This is a genomic window from Pseudomonas sp. C9-3 (assembly GCF_032392015.1).
GTDB lineage: Bacteria > Pseudomonadota > Gammaproteobacteria > Pseudomonadales > Pseudomonadaceae > Pseudomonas > Pseudomonas nitroreducens.
Genome location: NZ_CP135919.1, coordinates 1,457,677 through 1,474,417 on the forward strand (window position 1 = coordinate 1,457,677; position 16,741 = coordinate 1,474,417).

Consider the following 16,741-nt stretch of genomic DNA (forward strand, 5'->3'; position numbering starts at 1 on the left):
GAGAGAGCAAGTGAGTGAGTCGTTGTCCATCCAGCATGATGAAACCAGCCACCAGTTCGTAACGACTGTTGATGGTCATCGCGCCTATCTGGCCTACATGGATCTGGGCAAGCAGACGCTCGACATCTATCGCACTTTCGTTCCGGACAGCCTTCGCGGCCGCGGCATTGCCGCCGCCCTCACCGAACACGCGCTGCAGTTCGCCGAGCGCAAGGGCTACAGTGTCATCCCGTCGTGCTCCTACGTGGAGCGCTACCTGGAGCGCCGTCAGCGCCACACTGATACCGCGCTCTGATCATCAGGGTGCAGAAACGAAAAGCCCGGCCAATGCCGGGCTTTTTTATGCCTGATGGAATTCCATTTCCGGCAGAAGTTCTGTAGGAGCGAGCTTGCTCGCGAAGGGTCTTCCTACCCAGCGTCAAGCGCTTCGCGAGCAGGCTCGCTCCTACAAAAAGCACCGGTGCAGAATTTGCCAAAGAAAAAGCCGGGCATCTGCCCGGCTTCTTCCTATCCGCTCGAAGCGTCAGCCGCGCTGGCGCTTGGGCAGGACGTCCTTGAGCTTGGCATGCATGCTGCGCACGGCCTTCTCGGTGGTGTCCCAGTCGATGCAGGCGTCGGTGATCGACACGCCGTATTTCAGCTGGCACAGATCCTTCGGGATCGGCTGAGCGCCCCAGCCCAGGTGGCTTTCCACCATCAGGCCGACGATGGAATTGTTGCCTTCGGCGATCTGGTTGGCGACGTTGTCCATCACCAGCGGCTGCAGGGCCGGGTCCTTGTTGGAGTTGGCATGGCTGCAGTCGACCATCACGTTTAGCGGGATCTTCGCCTTGGTCAGTTCCTGTTCGCACAGGGCGACGCTGACCGAGTCATAGTTCGGCTTGCCGTTGCCGCCGCGCAGCACCACGTGGCCGTAGGCGTTGCCCTTGGTGGTGACGATGGAGACGCCGCCTTCCTGGTTGATACCCAGGAAACGGTGCGGGCTGGACACCGACTGCAGGGCGTTGATCGCCACGGTCAGGCTGCCGTCGGTGCCGTTCTTGAAGCCGACCGCCGAGGACAGGCCGGAGGCCATCTCGCGGTGGGTCTGGGATTCGGTGGTGCGCGCGCCGATGGCCGACCAACTGATCAGGTCCTGCAGGTATTGCGGGGAGATCGGGTCGAGCGCTTCGGTGGCGGTGGGCAGGCCCATCTCGGCGAGGTCGCGCAGCAGCTGGCGGCCGATGTGCAGGCCGTCCTGGATCTTGAAGGAGTCGTCCAGGTACGGGTCGTTGATCAGGCCCTTCCAGCCGACGGTGGTACGCGGCTTCTCGAAGTACACGCGCATCACCAGGAACAGGGTGTCGGAGACTTCCGCGGCCAGCACCTTCAGACGCTCGGCGTATTCGTGGGCGGCCTTGATGTCGTGGATCGAGCAGGGGCCGATCACCACGAACAGGCGGTGGTCCTTGCCGTCGAGGATGTCGCGGACGACCTGGCGGCCATTGGCGACGGTGCGCAGGGCGGCATCGGTCAGGGGGATTTCGCGCTTGAGCTGCTCCGGCGTGATCAGTGTCTCGTTGGAGGCAACGTTAAGGTCGTCGATCTGTAAATCAGCCATCGTGGTACTCAATCAGGTCACGGGTGCCGGCCGCCAGAAATCCCCGTGCGATGGGGCGCAGGCAAATGTGTCGCTAAGGGGAACCCGAACCTTAACCGTTCAGGCGTGGCCTCGACAATGGCTCGATGCAGGAAAGTGCCCGCAACACGGGCATTTGCGCAACTTTCTGCGCTGGGTCGATCAGACCGCGCAAAACAATGGGAAGTCCGCGGCGTTCTGCGCGATCCACTCCAGTGCCAGGTCCTCGAAAGGCAGGCTGTTGCCGCTGGCCCGTTCCCGCTGGCGGCGGTACTGCTCGATCTGGCAGACCTGCTCCACCATGCGTGCCCGGAACAGCGTGTCCTCGTCGATGAAGGCGATACCCACGCGATAGTCGCTGGCTTGCTTGCGGCTCCAGGCGATGATGCCGGGGTAGCGGGCGGAGTCGCCCAGCAGCGGGATGCGCAGTTCGATGGAGGTGCCGCGGCGAAAGCCCCGTGGCGAATTGCACGCGACACCGCCCAGGCTGATATTGTGCAACCGCTGGCGCGGCAGGAAAGTCTGTTTGCGGATGACCAGCTCGACCGGAAAATCGCAAGGGTGACGCAGGAACTGACGCATGACGGAACGCTCCGACTGCAATCTTTATAGTGTTGGCACCTTGAGTATAGTGCCGGCCCTGGAGCTGACCGACCTGGATGCCGACCGCCGGCTGCTGGAGCTGCCGGGCGTGTCGCTGCTGATTTTCACTGGGGAAGGCTGCTCCACCTGTCGCTGGGCGCGGCAGGCTCTGCCGCAGTTCCAATTGCCGGTGGATCGCCTGTGCTGGATCGATGCCGGGCACAGCGGCGGCCTGGTCGAGCGCTACGAAGTCTTCCACCTGCCTTCCCTGTTCCTGGTGCGTGACGGCCATTTCCTGGGCCCTGTCCATACACCACTGCGCCCCGAACCCCTGATCCAAGCCCTGCGCGCTGCCCTGTCGCGCCCTGCTGAGGAGTTGCCTTGATGAATCTGCGAATCGGCATCATCGGAACCGGCGCCATTGGCGGTTTCTACGGCCTGATGCTGGCCCGCGCCGGCCACGACGTGCATTTCCTGCTGCGTAGCGAATACCCCGCTGTTGCGCAGAACGGCCTGCGCCTGAACAGCCAGGTGCATGGCGCACTGAGCCTGGCGCCAGTGAATGCCTATGCCGACGTGGCGAAGATGCCGCCCTGCGATTGGCTGCTGGTGGGCGCCAAGACCACCAGCAACGCAGACCTCGCACCGCTGATCATTCAGGCCGCTGCACAGGGGGCGAAGGTCCTGCTGCTGCAGAACGGCCTCGCCGTGGAAGACGAATTGCGGGCTCTGTTGCCTGAGTACATCCATCTGCTGGGTGGACTGTGCTTCATCTGCGTGCATCGCGCCGAGCCGGGTGTGATCGAGCACCAGGCCTTCGGCGGCGTCAACATCGGCTATCACTCCGGCCCTGCCGACGAGGCCGAGGCGCGCCAGGCGATCGTGGAGGAGGGCGCCGCACTGTTTCGCAGCGCCGGCCTGGACTCCAACGCCATGCCGAACCTGGAGCAGGCGCGCTGGCAGAAGCTGGTCTGGAACATCCCCTACAACGGCCTCTCCGTGCTGCTCGACAGCGGCACGCGGGCGATCATGGACAACCCTGACAGCCGCGCCCTGGTCGCCGAGCTGATGGAAGAAGTCATCGCCGGCGCCGCCGCCTGCGGGCATTCGCTGCCTTCGGGCATTGTTGGCGCCATGCTCAGCTCCACGGATGCCATGCCTGACTACCTGCCGAGCATGTACCATGACTTCGCCCAGCGCCGACCGCTGGAACTGGGCGCAATCTACGCGGCGCCGCTGGAAGCTGCACGCCGGGCCGGGTGCGAACTGCCGAAGATCGAGGCGCTGTATCGCGCGCTGCGCTTCATCGACGCGCGCAACCAGGCTCGCTGACGAACGCCGGGGGAAGCATGGCAAAAGGGTTGGGCGACAAGCTGGTGGTGGCGATTTCCTCGCGGGCGCTGTTCGATCTGCGGGAAAGCCATCAGGTCTATGAAAGCGAGGGTGTCGAGGCCTATCGCCAATACCAGATCGCCCGCGAGGACGAAGTCCTGCCGCCAGGCGATGCATTTGCCCTGGTGCAGAAGCTGCTGGCCCTCAATGGCGGGACCGACAGCGCGCCGGTGGAGGTCATCCTGGTCTCGCGCAACAGTGCCGACACTGGCCTGCGCGTGTTCAACTCCATCCAGCATTACGGCCTGGGCATCTCGCGCGCCGCCTTTGTAGGAGGCCGCAGCCCCTATCCGTACCTCAAGGCGTTCAACTGCCACCTGTTCCTCTCGACCCACATCGAGGATGTGCGCAATGCGCTGGATGCCGGCTTCGCCGCGGCAACCATCCTCTCCGGCGGCACACGCCGGGAGGCCAATGGCGAGCTGCGTTTTGCCTTCGACGGCGATGCCGTGCTGTTCTCCGACGACTCCGAACGCGTCTACCAGCAGGGCGGGCTTGAAGCCTTCCAAACCCACGAGCGCGAGTCCGCCCGCGAGCCGCTGGGCGGCGGGCCGTTCAAGCCTTTTCTGGCGGCGCTGAACCGTGTGCAGCAGGCCTTCCCACAGGAGTCCTGCCCGATCCGCACGGCGCTGGTCACTGCGCGGTCCGCCCCGGCCCACGAGCGGGTGATCCGCACGCTGCGCGAGTGGGATATCCGCCTGGACGAATCGCTGTTCCTCGGTGGTCTGGACAAGGCCGCTTTCCTCGAAGCCTTCGCTGCCGACGTGTTCTTCGACGACCAGCCGATGCACTGCGAGAAGGCCAGGGAGGTGGTCGCCACCGGTCATGTCCCCCACGGTGTGAGCAACGAGAAGAAGGTCGCCGGATAGCCGCTCGGCCGCGACATCCGGCCTTCTCGGAGCGATTCGCGTTCTCCTGCTACGCTGCTGGATAGGCCCCGCCGCGCAGGCAGTCGAGGAGGCCGCATGATCCGATCGATTCTTTACGCCACTGACCTCGGTCTCTACGCCCCCTATGTCCTTCAGCACGCACTCTCGCTGGCCCGTGCCTACGGAGCCGAGGTGTATGTCGTGCACGCGGTGGAGCCGCTGGGGCTGTTCGCCGAGTCCGTCCTGCAGACCTATCTGGACGAAGGCACGCTGAACGAGATGCGCACCAATGGCCTGACCAACGTCATGGGCAGCATCGAGCAGCGGGTGATGGAGGGGTTCCGCGACGAACTGGGGGAAGCGCGCCAGGATGCCGAACTGATCCGCTCGGTGCGCGTGGTGCAGGGGGATGCGCCGATGGTGATCCTCGATGAAGCCAAGCGCCTGGGCGTCGACATCATAGTCGCCGGCAGCCACAGCCACGGGGAGGGGTTGAACACGCCACTGGGGCGCACCGCCGGGCGGCTCGTGCAACTGGCCGAGGTGCCGGTCTACCTGGTACCGATGCTGCAGCATCGCTGAGCGCTTTGTGACGATACGTCGGGCAAGCCCGGAATTTGCGTGGGGCTTTAGACGAATGGCATGCAGGGCAAAAAAAAACGTCTAGTTTTATTCCTTAAACCATTAATATGGTTATAAAACGACAAGCCCCTGATCGCGGGTCGCGACATTCATTTCGAGGAAAGTCCATGAAGCTTCAGCAACTGCGCTATATCTGGGAAGTCGCGCACCACGATCTGAACGTCTCGGCCACCGCCCAAAGCCTCTATACCTCCCAGCCCGGCATCAGCAAGCAGATCCGCCTGCTGGAAGATGAATTGGGTGTCGAAGTCTTCGCCCGCAGCGGCAAGCATCTGACCCGCGTCACCCCCGCCGGCGAGCGCATTATCACCACGGCCGGCGAGATCCTGCGCAAGGTCGAAAGCATCAAGCAGATCGCCCAGGAGTTCTCCAACGAGAAGAAGGGCACCCTGTCCATCGCCACCACCCACACCCAGGCGCGTTATGCGCTGCCTGGCGTGATCAGTGGTTTCATCAAGCAGTATCCGGACGTCTCCCTGCACATGCACCAGGGCACGCCGATGCAGATCGCCGAGATGGCCGCCGACGGCACCGTCGATTTCGCCATCGCCACCGAAGCGCTGGAGCTGTTCGGTGACCTGATCATGATGCCCTGCTACCGCTGGAACCGTTGCGTGATCGTGCCCCAGGGCCACCCGCTGACCAAGGTGCCGAAGCTGACCCTGGAGCTGCTGGCCGAGCAGCCCATCGTCACCTACGTGTTCGGCTTCACCGGCCGCTCCAAGCTGGACGAGGCCTTCAACCAGCGCGGCCTGGTGCCCAAGGTGGTGTTCACCGCGGCCGACGCCGACGTGATCAAGACATACGTGCGCCTGGGCCTGGGCGTCGGCATCGTCGCCCACATGGCGGTCGATCCGAAGCTGGACAGCGATCTGGTGATGCTCGACGCCAGCCACCTGTTCGAGTCCAGCGTGACCAAGATCGGCTTCCGTCGCGGCACCTTCCTGCGCGGTTTCATGTGCGACTTCATCGAGAAGTTCGCCCCGCACCTGACCCGCGACCTGTTGGCCAAGGCCGTGCAGTGCCACAACAAGACCGAGCTGGACGAACTGTTCGACGGTATCGAGCTGCCGGTCTACTGAGTACGACGGCGGCAGAAAAACGCCCGGCTCGGCCGGGCGTTTTCACGTCTGCACCTCAGGCGCGAACCCAGCCGCGCCGAATCAGCGGGGCCAGCCACCGGCGGTGGATGTTCTCTGCTGCCTGGGTGCAGCGTGTTCCGCAGTACTCCCAGCCTATCCACACCAGCGTGTTGCCGATGGCCGCGAGGGCGCAGCCGCCGAACAGGTCCAGCGGAAAATGAATACCCAGATAGACCCGTGCCAATCCGACCAGAATGCCGATCACGGCAAGCAGGCTACCCGCCAGGATGATTCCATCGCACATCAGGCTAAGTGCCGCGCAGGCGAACAAGGTCATGTGGTCGCTGGGGAACGAGGCATTGGCGGCGTGATTCAGCCAGGCATGGCCAAGTCCCATGACGAAGGGGCGAGGCGTAGGCCATAGCAGACCGATGGCCTGGGCCAAGGCCAGGCCCGTCGCCATGACGAGCGCAGCCCGCAACAACGCATTGCGTTTCACGGAGTTGCCCCGGCACCAGAGCCACAGCAGTGCCAGCGGAAGCAGGAATAGCGGCACCGTGGCGACCAGTTGGGCCAGATGAATCAGTCCGGCGGGGGTGTCCGGGCGGGCGTTGATGGAGATGAACAGGGATTGATTGAGGGCCTCCAGCAGATTGCTGGGGGTGGGTGGAAGCGCGCTTGGCATCGGGAGAGGACTGACAGGTGGCCGGGCATGAAGTCAGCAAGCCTATTCGCGGGAGTGTGAAGGACGCGTTAAGGCGCGGGCAGCGGGTGCTGTGCGCGAAGAAATGCGTGCGTCACAGATTGTCGAGGTCGTCGCGCCGCGCCAGTTCAGCGAGGGCCTCGCGTGAGTCCAGCGGTAGCTCTCCACGGCCTTCGAGCACCTCGTGGAGGAAGCTCATGAACACCGTGTAGACGACCTCGCGGCCGTCATCGTGACGAACGATGAAGAACGGCGCGGTGTCCACGCCGTACTGTGCGGCGACCAGCCAGCCGGTGCTGGCGGGGTTGCGCTCGTCGGCGACCAGGGTGCGGTCGATGCGGCTCAGGTAGCCGCCCTTGACCAGGCGTTCGTGCACTTCGCGGCACTTGCGGCAGTCCTGGCCATCGGCCAGGACCTTTTTCACCAGGGTGATACGCATGGGATCGACTCCGCCGCAGGCGTGCAGGAGTCCGATCCTGGGCTGCGGGCTGACAAGGAATTTTCCGTCAGCCGAGGGTAAGGCTTCAGGCCTTGCTGATCAAATTGCCAGCGTGCAGGCCGCACTCTTTCTGTGTGGCTTCTTCCCACCACCAGCGGCCTTCGCGCTCGTGCTGGTTCGGCAGCACGGGGCGGGTGCAGGGCTCGCAGCCGATGCTGATGAAGCCGCGCTCATGCAGGCTGTTGTAGGGGATTTCCAGCATGCGGATGTAGGCCCAGACGTCTTCGCTGCTCATGTTGGCCAGCGGGTTGAACTTGACCAGCGGCTTTTCCGGAGTGGAGAAGGCGCCGTCCAGTTCGACCACAGCGACCTGGCTGCGGGTGCCGGGGCTCTGGTCCTTGCGCTGGCCAGTGGCCCAGGCGGTCACGGTGGAGAGTTTGCGCTTGAGCGGCTCGATCTTGCGGATGCCGCAGCACTCGCCGTGGCCGTCCTTGAAGAAGCTGAACAAGCCCTTTTCCTTGACGAACGGCTCCAGCAGGCGAGGGTCCGGGGTCATCACCTCGATGGCGATACCATAGTGCTCGCGGACCTGTTCGATGAAGCGGTAGGTCTCCGGATGCAGGCGGCCGGTGTCCAGGCTGAATACCTTGACGTTCTTGTTGAGCTTCCAGGCCATGTCCACCAGCACCACGTCCTCGGCGCCGCTGAAGGAAATCCACAGGTCGTCGCCGAAGTGCTCGAAGGCAAACTTCAGGATGTCCTGTGGGGATTTGCTGGCGTAGCTCGCGGCGATTTCCGCGATATCGAACGGGAGGCTCATCAGGCGGTATTCCTAGTTTTAATGGCGCAGTGCGCTCTGTGGGCGCGATGGTAGCAAAGAGGCGGATATGCCCCTAAATAACCATCAGGAAGGTCGACTGAGGTGTTTGGGTATAAGTGCCGCGTTGCGCCGCTTGGAGCGAGCGGCTAGAGTGCCGCCTCTCAAGTCAATCCTGCGGGGAAATCGTTCGTGGAAATCGCCTGTCTCGACCTGGAAGGGGTTCTGGTTCCGGAAATCTGGATCGCCTTCGCTGAAAAAACCGGTATCGAAGCGCTCAAGGCGACGACTCGCGATATTCCGGACTACGACGTGCTGATGAAGCAGCGTCTGCGCATCCTCGACGAGCACGGCCTGAAGCTGTCCGACATCCAGGAAGTGATCGCCACCCTGAAGCCGCTGGAAGGCGCCGTGGAGTTCGTCGACTGGCTGCGCGAGCGCTTCCAGGTGGTGATCCTTTCCGACACCTTCTATGAGTTCTCCCAGCCGCTGATGCGCCAGCTCGGTTTCCCGACCCTGCTGTGCCACAAGCTGATCACAGACGAGACCGATCGCGTGGTGGATTACCAACTGCGCCAGAAGGATCCGAAGCGTCAGTCGGTCATCGCTTTCAAGAGCCTGTACTACCGTGTCATCGCCGCTGGCGATTCCTACAACGACACTACCATGCTCTCCGAAGCCCACGCCGGCATCCTGTTCCACGCGCCGGAAAACGTGATTCGCGAGTTCCCGCAGTTCCCGGCGGTGCACACCTATGAGGACCTGAAGAAGGAATTCCTCAAGGCGTCCATTCGCCCGCTCAGCCTGTAAGACCGGCTGTGATGAAAAAGCCCCGCGGATGCGGGGCTTTTTCTTATCGGCTTCTTTTTCTGTAGGTAACTGGCAGTCCCAGCGAGCCTCACAGGCTTTCCAGTGTGCGCAGCAGCACGCCCACCTTGGTCAGCGACTCCTCGTATTCTTCCTCCCAGTTGGAGTCGGCCACGATGCCGCCGCCGGCCCAGCAGCTTGCCTGGCCGTCCTTCACCAGCACGGTGCGGATGGCGATGGAGCTGTCCATCTCGCCGCGCACGTCGAGGTAGAGCAGGCTGCCGCAGTAGATGCTGCGCTGGGTGGGCTCCAGTTCGTCGATGATCTGCATGGCGCGAACCTTCGGTGCACCGGTGATGGAACCGCCGGGGAAGCTGCCTTCGAGCAGGTCCAGCGCATCCTTGTCGGCCGCCAGTTCGCCGCGCACGCTGCTGACCAGGTGGTGGACGTTGGGGTAGGTCTCCACTGCGAACAGCTCGGGTACACGCACGCTGCCCGGCCGGCAACTGCGGCCCAGGTCATTGCGCAGCAGGTCGACGATCATCAGGTTCTCGGCGCGGTCCTTCTCGCTGGCGAGCAGGGCTTCGGCGTTGTTCCGGTCGGCCTCGGGGGTATCGCCGCGCGGGCGGGTACCCTTGATCGGGCGGGTTTCCACCTGGCCGCCGTGAAGCTGGATAAAGCGCTCCGGCGACAGGCTGAGGACGGCGCCTTCAGGCAATGCCAGATAGCCGGCAAACGGCGTAGGACAGGCCTCGCGCAGCGCGCGGTAGGCCAGCCAGGGGGAGCCGCTGCAGGGGGCGCGGAAGCGCTGGGTGTAGTTCACCTGATAGCAGTCGCCGGCCAGGATGTAGCCGTGTACGCGTTCCAGCGCGTCGCGGTACTGCTCACGGCTCAGGTCCGGCCGGAACGGCGCTGCCAGCTGGAAGGGTGGCAGGGCGTCGCCATCGTGACCATCTTCGAACAGTCTGATCAGGCGCTCCCGCTCGTCCGCCGCCAGTGCCGGATGGAATACCAACCGGCTGCTGCGTTCTTCGTGGTCAGTGACCAGCGCCCAGGCATAGAGCCCCAGGCGTGCGTCGGGCAGGCCGAGATCATCCTGGTTCGGCTCAGGTAGGCGCTCGATGCGCCGGCCGAAGTCATATCCGAGATACCCGATCATTCCGCCGACGAATGGCACATCGACAGTATCGGGTGCTCGAGCTTCGCCCAGGCTCTGAAGGGCACTTCTGACGCGAGCGAAAAAGCGGTTGGCCGATTCTCCGGCCAAAGGTGCCAACTCTGCCAATGGCCAGGCGCTCAGAAGGTCATAGCGTCCACGTGTGGCAATGGGTCGACCGGCGTCCAGGAGGACGGCGCCGGGTGCCCGATGGATCAGGGCGAAGCGTTCGCCCGGGTCTTCCTGGTAGGGAAGCGGGTGCAAAAAACAGTCAGGCATGGGTAACAGCGTGCAGGCAAATGAGGTGATCAGGTCGGCTGAAGTATCGATCCTAGAGCTATTTCTTCAGTTTACGTAGGAAAGGCATTCTGATAAGAAGTGACGAATCCCACGCGGACGATGCTCCGTACCAACAACGATAATGACATAGGGATACAGGCCGTGGATGTAGTGCTCGAACCCGCAGCCGGCAGCCTTCTGCGCTCCAGATTAACACCCCCTCGGGTGCCTGCTGATTATTTGATTCGTCCCGCGGTCCAGAATGCCCTGGACCGTCATCCTTATGCCTCGATACTGCAGTTCTGCGCACCGGCCGGTTTTGGCAAGACCACCGCGCTGGCGGCGTTGGCTGGCAAGCGTGCGAGCGAAGGCCACCAGGTCGCCTGGCTCTCCCTGGAGAGTGACGACGACGACCCTGGCCGCTTCTGCCTGAAGCTCATCCAGGCACTGGCCACTGCCGTGCCGGGCATCGGCGAGGATGCGCTGGGCTACGTGCGCAACACCATGCGCGTGCCCGTGGTCGCGGTCATGGAAAGCCTGCTGATGGACCTCTCCCGCGACGAGCGCAAGGTCCTGCTGGTACTCGACGACCTGCATGAGATCACCCATTCCGACGTCTTCGCCGGCCTCAATCGCCTGGTGCAATACGCGCCGCCCGGCCTCACCCTGGCCATCGGCAGCCGTTCCCAGCCGCCGCTGAACCTCGCCACTTGGCGCGCCAAGGGCCTGCTGCTGGAAATCGGCCAGGACGAGTTGCGCCTGTCCCGCGACGAAACCCGCGAATACCTGGCCCGCGATGGCCTGCAACTCGAAGATAGCTGCCTGCAGTCGCTGCACAACCAGACCGAAGGTTGGATGGCGGGGGTGCACCTGGTCAGCCTGTGGTTGCGCCAGCAGTCTGGCGCGCCGGAGGACCTCAAGCTGCTCAGCAGCGATAAGGCGGCCGTAGGCGATTACCTGTTGCGTGCGGTGTTCGAGCGCCTGCCTGCCGATGTGCAGGGCGCGCTGCTCTCGCTGGGGATTGCCAATCGCCTGAACGGCGACCTGGCCAACACCCTGACCGGTCGCCAGGATGGCCAGGCGCTGCTGGAGCACCTGGACAGCATGCAGCTGTTCCTCCTGCCGCTGGACCGCGACCGCCAGTGGTACCGCTTCCACCAGCTGTTCGCCGACTTTCTCCGGGCCCGCCTGCGCGAGCGCGACCCGGAACGCTTCAAGCAACTGCACTTCAACGCCAGCCTGTGGTTCACCAACCACCACATGCCGACCCTGGCCATCGAGCACGCCTGCCTCGCCGAGGACCCGGAGATGCTTGCTGCGCTGGTGGACGGCTGCGGCCTGGAGCTGATCAACCGTGGCCAGCTGTACCTGATTTCGCGCTGGCGCAAACATGTGCCCAACGAGATCGCCGAGCGCTACCCGATCCTCGTGCTCAGCGACGTCTGGACCCGTGCCACGGAGCTCAGCCTGCCCGAGGCCAACCGCATGATCGACGAGCTGCTGGCGCGTTGGGGCGACTCGCGCGGCAGTGGCCCGATGGGCAACCAGTACCTTTCGGCGCTGGCGGTGAAGGCCGTGCTGGCGCTGCAGAAGGATGACCTGGAGCAGTGCATCACCCTGGCGCGCAAGGTGGAGAGCCAGCTGGGACAGAACTCCGCGTTTCTCGAGGGAGCCATCCTGCTGATCGCTGCCTTCGCTCAGGTCGTGCGTGGCCAGGCGGAGCAGGCGCGTCGGCTGATGGGGCTGGCACAACAGCGCAATCACTTCCTCGATGGCCGCTACCTGCACATGCAGCAGTGCACCATCGAAGTGGTGCTGGCGCTGGAGCAGGGCCAGGTCAAGCAGGCGCAGATGCTCATCGAGCGCGTGCGCGAGCAGGCCATGCCGCTGTTCGACAAGCGCTCTCAGGCGCTCGCTCTGCCGGCCATCGCCGAAGCGCTGACCGCCTACTACCGTACCGAGCTGGACGGCCTGGAAGAGCGCCTGCGCTGGGCGCTGGGTCGGGTCGACGTGGTCAATCCCATCGATCTTTACGCCCAGGGCATGCAGTGCCTGGCGCGCATCCAGCGCCTGCAGGGGCGCGGCAAGGAGGCGCTGGCCACGCTGGGCCTGATGCAGACCCTGGCCTCGCGCAACCAGTCCTGGCGCTTTTTTGCCATGGCAGTGGGCGAGGAGATCAACCTGATCCTCCAGGAAACCGCCACTGATCGCTGCAAGCGCGCCGAGCAGCGCCTCAAGGCCATCGACTGGGCCAAGCTCGCCAGCCACTACAAGCAGATGCCGTTCAACCCGGTGCTCTGGGTACAGGGCATCAGCCGGGTTCGCCTGCTACAGGCACGCGGGCACTTCAGCGAGGCGCTGCACGAAATCACCCAGCTGCGCGGCATGCTGCAGCCGGGCTGGCACGGCCTGCAACGGCTGCGCCTGGACCTGCTGGCGGCCTTGAGCTACCAGCGCCTGGGCTATCAGGAGCGCTCCCACAGCCTGCTCGGCCAATGTCTGGTCGGCGCCGAGCGGGAGGGGGTGCGGAGCATTTTCATCGAGGAAGGCGAGGGGATTCGCCAGTTGCTGCAGCAGCTGGAATCCACCGAGCGACAACCGGCACTGCAGGTCTTCATTCGCGGAATGTTGACCGTCTGGCCGGGGCAGGAAGCACGCAGGTCACCCGAGGTGCTCGAGGAAGGTCTGACCGACCGCGAGCGCGAGGTGGTATGCCTGGCGGCCCAGGGACTCTCCAATGAGGAGATCGGCCAGCAGCTGTCGCTGGCCCTGGGCACCGTCAAATGGCACCTGCACAACATCTACGAGAAGCTCAAGGTGCGCAATCGGACCCAAGCGATACGCCGTGCCCGCGAGCTGAGTCTGCTCTGACATGACGACCCTGACCACACTGCCGCAGCAGCCCATGCCGCTGCTGCGCACCAAGCTGTTCCCGCCGCGCACCGACAGCGATTCGCTGCTGCCGCGCCGCGCCCTGATCGATCGCCTGTACGCCAATCGCCAGCAGCGCGTGCTGATCCTCAGTGCACCGGCCGGCTTCGGCAAGAGCACCATTCTCAGCCTGTTCCGCCAGCGCCTGATGCAGAGCGGGGCTCGGGTCGCCTGGATGTCCTGTGACGAGGGTGACAGTGAACCGCAGCGACTGGTGCAGTACCTGGTGGCGAGCATTCGCAGTGTCGAGGCGGACTTCGGCACCAACACCTCGAACCTGCTGCAGTCGGACATGACCCTGCCGCTGGAAGGCATCATCGACGCCTTCCTCTCGGACCTCAGTCGCCTCGACGGGCCGCTGTACCTGTTCCTTGATGACTTCCACCAGATTCGCCACCCGGCCCTGGCCCACGGCGCGCGCTACCTGATCGAGCACCTGCCGGACAACATCCGCCTGGTCACCAGCACCCGTTATCGTCCGCGCTTCCTGGTGGACGAGCCGGGCCTGGCGCCCTGGGCCTTCTGCCTGAGCGGTGACGACCTGCGCCTGACCCGCGAGGAAACCGACACCTTCCTCACCGAACTCAAGGGCCTGGCGCTGAGCGACAGCGAGCTCAAGCTGCTGCACAAGCGCACCGAAGGCTGGATCACCGCGCTGCATCTCGCGGCGCTGGCGCTGGCGCGCAATCCGGACCGGGCGGCGCTGCTCAAGGGGCTCTCCGGCACCGAGCGCGACCTCGCCGATTACCTCGCTGAGGACGTGCTGCGCAGCCTGCCCGAACCGCTGCAGCAGTTTCTCGACCAGACCTCGGTGCTGGACGAATTCTGCGCCGAACTGTGCAATGCCCTGACCGGGCGCCGCGACGGCCTGGACATGCTGATGCGGTTGCAGAACGAGCAACTGTTCATCATTCCGCTGGACGACCAGCGCGAGTGGTTCCGTTATCACCACCTGTTCGCCGAATTCCTCCAGGGGCGCCTGGCGCGCAACTCCGACCCGACACCGCTGCTGCACGCCGCGGCGCGCTGGTGCGAGAGTCGCGACATGGCTGACCGCGCGATCAAGTACGCCCTGCGCGCCCGTGACTATGCGTTTGCCGCCGACCTGCTGGAGCGCCAGGGCGCCAAGCTGATCGCCGGTAACCGCGTCTACGGCATCCTCGGCATGCTCAGCAGCATTCCCGCCGAGGTGATCCGCGAACATCCGGTGTTCCAGATCTTCTATGCCTGGCAGTTGGCCTTCGAGCAGAAGTTCGCCGAGGCCGAGGCGCTGATCGAAGAGCTCAGTGTCCGGCTGCTGCAGGGCCAGGGCAAGGTGCGCCACTTCGGCATGGCCGAGTTGCTCGCCGTGGCCCAGGTGCTGAAGGCGCTCGTGCTGCTCTACCAGGACAAGCTGGAGGCCTGCCTGAAGGTGGCGCGCCAGTGGCTGGCGCTGGTGCCGGGCAATCAGCCGGTGTTTCGCGCCAGCCTGTCGTGCATCCAGGCGGCGGCCTATGCGCTGCTGGGGGATTATGCCGAGGCGGCCAACGCCATCGGTGTCGCCCGCGATTGCCTGCGCATGGCCGACAGCGAATACCTGCAGGTCGTGGTCAGCATGATCGAGGCGCTGATCTGCAAGGAGCGCGGCGAACTGGAGCGCGGCCGGACCATCGCCGAAAGCGCGCGCAGCCGCGTGGAACGGGTCTTCGGCCGGCGCAGCCGGGTCGGCGGACCGCTGTCCCTGGCCTATGCCGATCTGCTGTACGAGCAGGATCGCCACGCGGCGATCCTCGCCGAATTGCCGCTGGCCACCACCTGGCGCGACGTCGCCACGCCGGTGGAGCTGATCAGCCGTGGTCAGCTGGTGATGGCCCGGGCGCGTTTCTTCGCCGGTGAGGCCGAACAGGGGCTGGCCCAGCTCGACGAATGGCTGGTTGGCCTGCAGTCGCCGGGCTACGAGCGGGTGCATGCGTTGGCCATGAGCTGCAAGGTGCAATTGCTGCTGTGGATGCGCCGGCCGAACGAGGCCGAGCGGGTGTGCCTGCAGCTGGCGCGGCATCTCTCCGGGCTCAACGCCGAGCGTTATGCCGACGCCCATTCCGCACTGGTGATGGCGGAGGCGCGCCTGGCACTGTCCGAGCGCCACGCCGAGCGCGCCCAGCAGCGTCTGGAATCGTGCCTGGCGGGCTTTACCTCGCCTTACCAGCGCGACCGACGGCTGCGTCTTTCGCTGTTACTTTCTGTGGCGTATTGGCAGAAAGGTAACAGCGAAAAAGCCTTCGCTTTGTTCGCTCCCACCCTGGAAGAAGCCTGGAACCTGGGCTACCGGCGCCTGTTCCAGGACGACGCGCTGTGGCTGCTGCCACTCTGGGAGGCCTGGAAGGTAGCGGAACCCAAGCGTGCCTCGGCCTGGCAGGGGGTAGCGGAGATGCTCCGCGAGCAGTGCCGCAGGCTGTCTGTCGATCCGGAAAGTTTCGATGAAAATCAGGATGTTAGCCATCGCGAGCGGGAGATCCTGCGACTTGTCGCGGCGGGCTTGTCGAACCGCGACATCGCCCAGGCGGTGCATTTGTCGGAGGCCACCATCAAGTGGCATCTGCACAACCTGTTCGCCAAGCTCGGCGTGCGCAGTCGGACCCAGGCGGTTCTCAAGGGGAAGAGTCTGGGATTGCTGAGCGAAGCTTGAGTCAGACGGTTGGTTTTGCGCCATCCCTTGGATGGGCTGGCAGGTTCACGGCGGGTCAGTAGCTTGGAGATCAGGACGCGAAGCTTCGTGCTTCACGAATCCATACCCGCGGCGCCTAAGGAAGAAGTCGTGGGTCTGGAAGATCGGCAGCAGCCGGTCAACCTGCAGCGGGGTAGGACGCCCCTTGCAGTGCCTGGGGCAACCCCACCTGAACACTGGAGAGTTATAACAATGAAAATCAAGCAACTGGTTCTTGCAAGCGCAGTTCTGGCCGCTCCGTTCCTGGCACATGCCGACATGAAATCCATGGATGACGCTGCACTGTCCGGTATCACCGGCCAGGATGGCATCAGCATTTCCGGTACCTTCAACGCTTCCATCGGCGCCGTTACCTACAAGGACGCCGATGCCGGCGGCGGCTCCCTGGTCCTGCAGGGTATCCACCTGCCGAGCGTGACCATCGCCGACAACGCCCCGATGACTGTCGACGTGGTGACCACCAACATCACCCCGTCCGGTGGCGGCACCGCTGTTGCAACCCAGCAGCTCGCCATCGGTCTGCCCACCGTGACCGGCGACGTTACCATCGACGCCGTCAAGGTTGGCACCACTGGAGCCAGCATTGGCTCGCTGACCGTTTCCAACCTGAACCTGGCCGGTTCGACCGTGAAGGTCTGGGGTCACTGATCCCGAGGTTGTACGCGCGGTATCCCTTGCCGGCGCTCGCCGGCAAGGTTCTTCCAGGATTGAAGAGAAGGG

General features: G+C 64.3%; 16 protein-coding genes. 10 read left to right on the forward strand and 6 right to left on the reverse strand.

Annotated elements, in window-relative coordinates; all coding sequences use genetic code 11:
- Positions 1-10 precede the first annotated feature (10 nt).
- Complete coding sequence (locus tag RS899_RS06435; protein ID WP_024765462.1) at positions 11-295, forward strand: GNAT family N-acetyltransferase; 285 nt, start codon at positions 11-13, stop codon at positions 293-295.
- Positions 296-523: 228 nt separating this feature from the next.
- On the opposite strand, the gene RS899_RS06440 is transcribed toward RS899_RS06435, so the two are convergent.
- On the reverse strand, positions 524-1,600 hold the full coding sequence (locus RS899_RS06440; protein WP_024765463.1) for a 3-deoxy-7-phosphoheptulonate synthase: 1,077 nt from the start codon (positions 1,598-1,600) through the stop codon (positions 524-526).
- A gap of 180 nt (positions 1,601-1,780) precedes the next feature.
- Positions 1,781-2,200: a PilZ domain-containing protein gene (locus tag RS899_RS06445; RefSeq protein WP_024765464.1), complete on the reverse strand. Its 420-nt coding sequence runs from the start codon at positions 2,198-2,200 to the stop codon at positions 1,781-1,783.
- Here RS899_RS06445 and RS899_RS06450 point away from each other — a divergent pair.
- The 5 genes from RS899_RS06450 (at position 2,199) to cysB (ending at position 6,185) form a co-directional block, all read left to right on the forward strand.
- Positions 2,199-2,585, forward strand: coding sequence for a thioredoxin (locus RS899_RS06450; RefSeq protein WP_315809391.1), 387 nt, complete (start codon positions 2,199-2,201; stop codon positions 2,583-2,585). The genes RS899_RS06445 and RS899_RS06450 overlap by 2 nt on opposite strands.
- Positions 2,585-3,532, forward strand: a complete 948-nt coding sequence (locus tag RS899_RS06455) for a putative 2-dehydropantoate 2-reductase (RefSeq protein WP_315809392.1) — start codon at positions 2,585-2,587, stop codon at positions 3,530-3,532. The genes RS899_RS06450 and RS899_RS06455 overlap by 1 nt, the downstream gene beginning before the upstream one ends.
- 17 nt (positions 3,533-3,549) lie before the next feature.
- Positions 3,550-4,461: a 5'-nucleotidase gene (locus RS899_RS06460; RefSeq protein WP_054908489.1), complete on the forward strand. Its 912-nt coding sequence runs from the start codon at positions 3,550-3,552 to the stop codon at positions 4,459-4,461.
- 96 nt (positions 4,462-4,557) lie between these two features.
- Complete coding sequence (locus RS899_RS06465) at positions 4,558-5,043, forward strand: universal stress protein (RefSeq protein ID WP_054908490.1); 486 nt, start codon at positions 4,558-4,560, stop codon at positions 5,041-5,043.
- A 167-nt stretch (positions 5,044-5,210) separates the two neighbouring features.
- Positions 5,211-6,185 carry an HTH-type transcriptional regulator CysB gene (gene cysB / locus RS899_RS06470; RefSeq protein WP_024765699.1) on the forward strand — a complete coding sequence of 325 codons (975 nt, stop codon included), beginning with the start codon at positions 5,211-5,213 and terminating at the stop codon, positions 6,183-6,185.
- Between the two features lie 55 nt (positions 6,186-6,240).
- Here cysB and RS899_RS06475 read toward each other — a convergent pair whose 3' ends face one another.
- From RS899_RS06475 to RS899_RS06485, 3 genes are all read right to left on the reverse strand, one after another.
- On the reverse strand, positions 6,241-6,870 hold the full coding sequence (locus tag RS899_RS06475; RefSeq protein WP_315809393.1) for a phosphatase PAP2 family protein: 630 nt from the start codon (positions 6,868-6,870) through the stop codon (positions 6,241-6,243).
- Between the two features lie 112 nt (positions 6,871-6,982).
- Positions 6,983-7,327, reverse strand: a complete 345-nt coding sequence (locus tag RS899_RS06480; protein WP_054908492.1) for a hypothetical protein — start codon at positions 7,325-7,327, stop codon at positions 6,983-6,985.
- Positions 7,328-7,412: 85 nt separating this feature from the next.
- Positions 7,413-8,147, reverse strand: a complete 735-nt coding sequence (locus tag RS899_RS06485; protein ID WP_037007390.1) for a phosphoadenylyl-sulfate reductase — start codon at positions 8,145-8,147, stop codon at positions 7,413-7,415.
- A gap of 189 nt (positions 8,148-8,336) precedes the next feature.
- On the opposite strand from RS899_RS06485, the gene thrH reads away from it, so the two are divergent.
- Entirely contained in the window at positions 8,337-8,954 is a 618-nt protein-coding gene (gene thrH / locus RS899_RS06490) for a bifunctional phosphoserine phosphatase/homoserine phosphotransferase ThrH (RefSeq protein ID WP_315809394.1), read from the forward strand.
- A gap of 88 nt (positions 8,955-9,042) precedes the next feature.
- Here the strand turns inward: thrH and pabB are convergent, their stop codons facing one another.
- Positions 9,043-10,386, reverse strand: coding sequence for an aminodeoxychorismate synthase component I (gene pabB / locus RS899_RS06495; RefSeq protein WP_315809395.1), 1,344 nt, complete (start codon positions 10,384-10,386; stop codon positions 9,043-9,045).
- Positions 10,387-10,548: 162 nt separating this feature from the next.
- Between pabB and RS899_RS06500 the strand changes: the two genes are divergently transcribed.
- The 3 genes from RS899_RS06500 (at position 10,549) to RS899_RS06510 (ending at position 16,669) form a co-directional block, all read left to right on the forward strand.
- Entirely contained in the window at positions 10,549-13,257 is a 2,709-nt protein-coding gene (locus tag RS899_RS06500) for a LuxR C-terminal-related transcriptional regulator (RefSeq protein ID WP_082450636.1), read from the forward strand.
- Between the two features lies 1 nt (position 13,258).
- Positions 13,259-15,982, forward strand: a complete 2,724-nt coding sequence (locus tag RS899_RS06505; RefSeq protein ID WP_233300121.1) for a LuxR C-terminal-related transcriptional regulator — start codon at positions 13,259-13,261, stop codon at positions 15,980-15,982.
- A 231-nt stretch (positions 15,983-16,213) separates the two neighbouring features.
- Positions 16,214-16,669, forward strand: a complete 456-nt coding sequence (locus tag RS899_RS06510) for a DUF6160 family protein (RefSeq protein WP_037010433.1) — start codon at positions 16,214-16,216, stop codon at positions 16,667-16,669.
- The last annotated feature ends 72 nt before the right edge of the window (positions 16,670-16,741 follow it).

Bases quoted from the DNA above. Each gene is read 5' to 3' on its own strand.
- RS899_RS06505 (WP_233300121.1), top strand. From the start codon at position 13,259: ATGACGACCCTGACCACACTGCCGCAGCAGCCCATGCCGCTGCTGCGC.
- RS899_RS06440 (WP_024765463.1), bottom strand. From the start codon at position 1,600: ATGGCTGATTTACAGATCGACGACCTTAACGTTGCCTCCAACGAGACA.
- RS899_RS06510 (WP_037010433.1), top strand. From the start codon at position 16,214: ATGAAAATCAAGCAACTGGTTCTTGCAAGCGCAGTTCTGGCCGCTCCG.
- RS899_RS06485 (WP_037007390.1), bottom strand. From the start codon at position 8,147: ATGAGCCTCCCGTTCGATATCGCGGAAATCGCCGCGAGCTACGCCAGC.
- RS899_RS06465 (WP_054908490.1), top strand. From the start codon at position 4,558: ATGATCCGATCGATTCTTTACGCCACTGACCTCGGTCTCTACGCCCCC.
- RS899_RS06475 (WP_315809393.1), bottom strand. From the start codon at position 6,870: ATGCCAAGCGCGCTTCCACCCACCCCCAGCAATCTGCTGGAGGCCCTC.
- RS899_RS06460 (WP_054908489.1), top strand. From the start codon at position 3,550: ATGGCAAAAGGGTTGGGCGACAAGCTGGTGGTGGCGATTTCCTCGCGG.
- RS899_RS06450 (WP_315809391.1), top strand. From the start codon at position 2,199: ATGACGGAACGCTCCGACTGCAATCTTTATAGTGTTGGCACCTTGAGT.
- RS899_RS06445 (WP_024765464.1), bottom strand. From the start codon at position 2,200: ATGCGTCAGTTCCTGCGTCACCCTTGCGATTTTCCGGTCGAGCTGGTC.
- RS899_RS06480 (WP_054908492.1), bottom strand. From the start codon at position 7,327: ATGCGTATCACCCTGGTGAAAAAGGTCCTGGCCGATGGCCAGGACTGC.
- pabB (WP_315809395.1), bottom strand. From the start codon at position 10,386: ATGCCTGACTGTTTTTTGCACCCGCTTCCCTACCAGGAAGACCCGGGC.
- RS899_RS06455 (WP_315809392.1), top strand. From the start codon at position 2,585: ATGAATCTGCGAATCGGCATCATCGGAACCGGCGCCATTGGCGGTTTC.
- cysB (WP_024765699.1), top strand. From the start codon at position 5,211: ATGAAGCTTCAGCAACTGCGCTATATCTGGGAAGTCGCGCACCACGAT.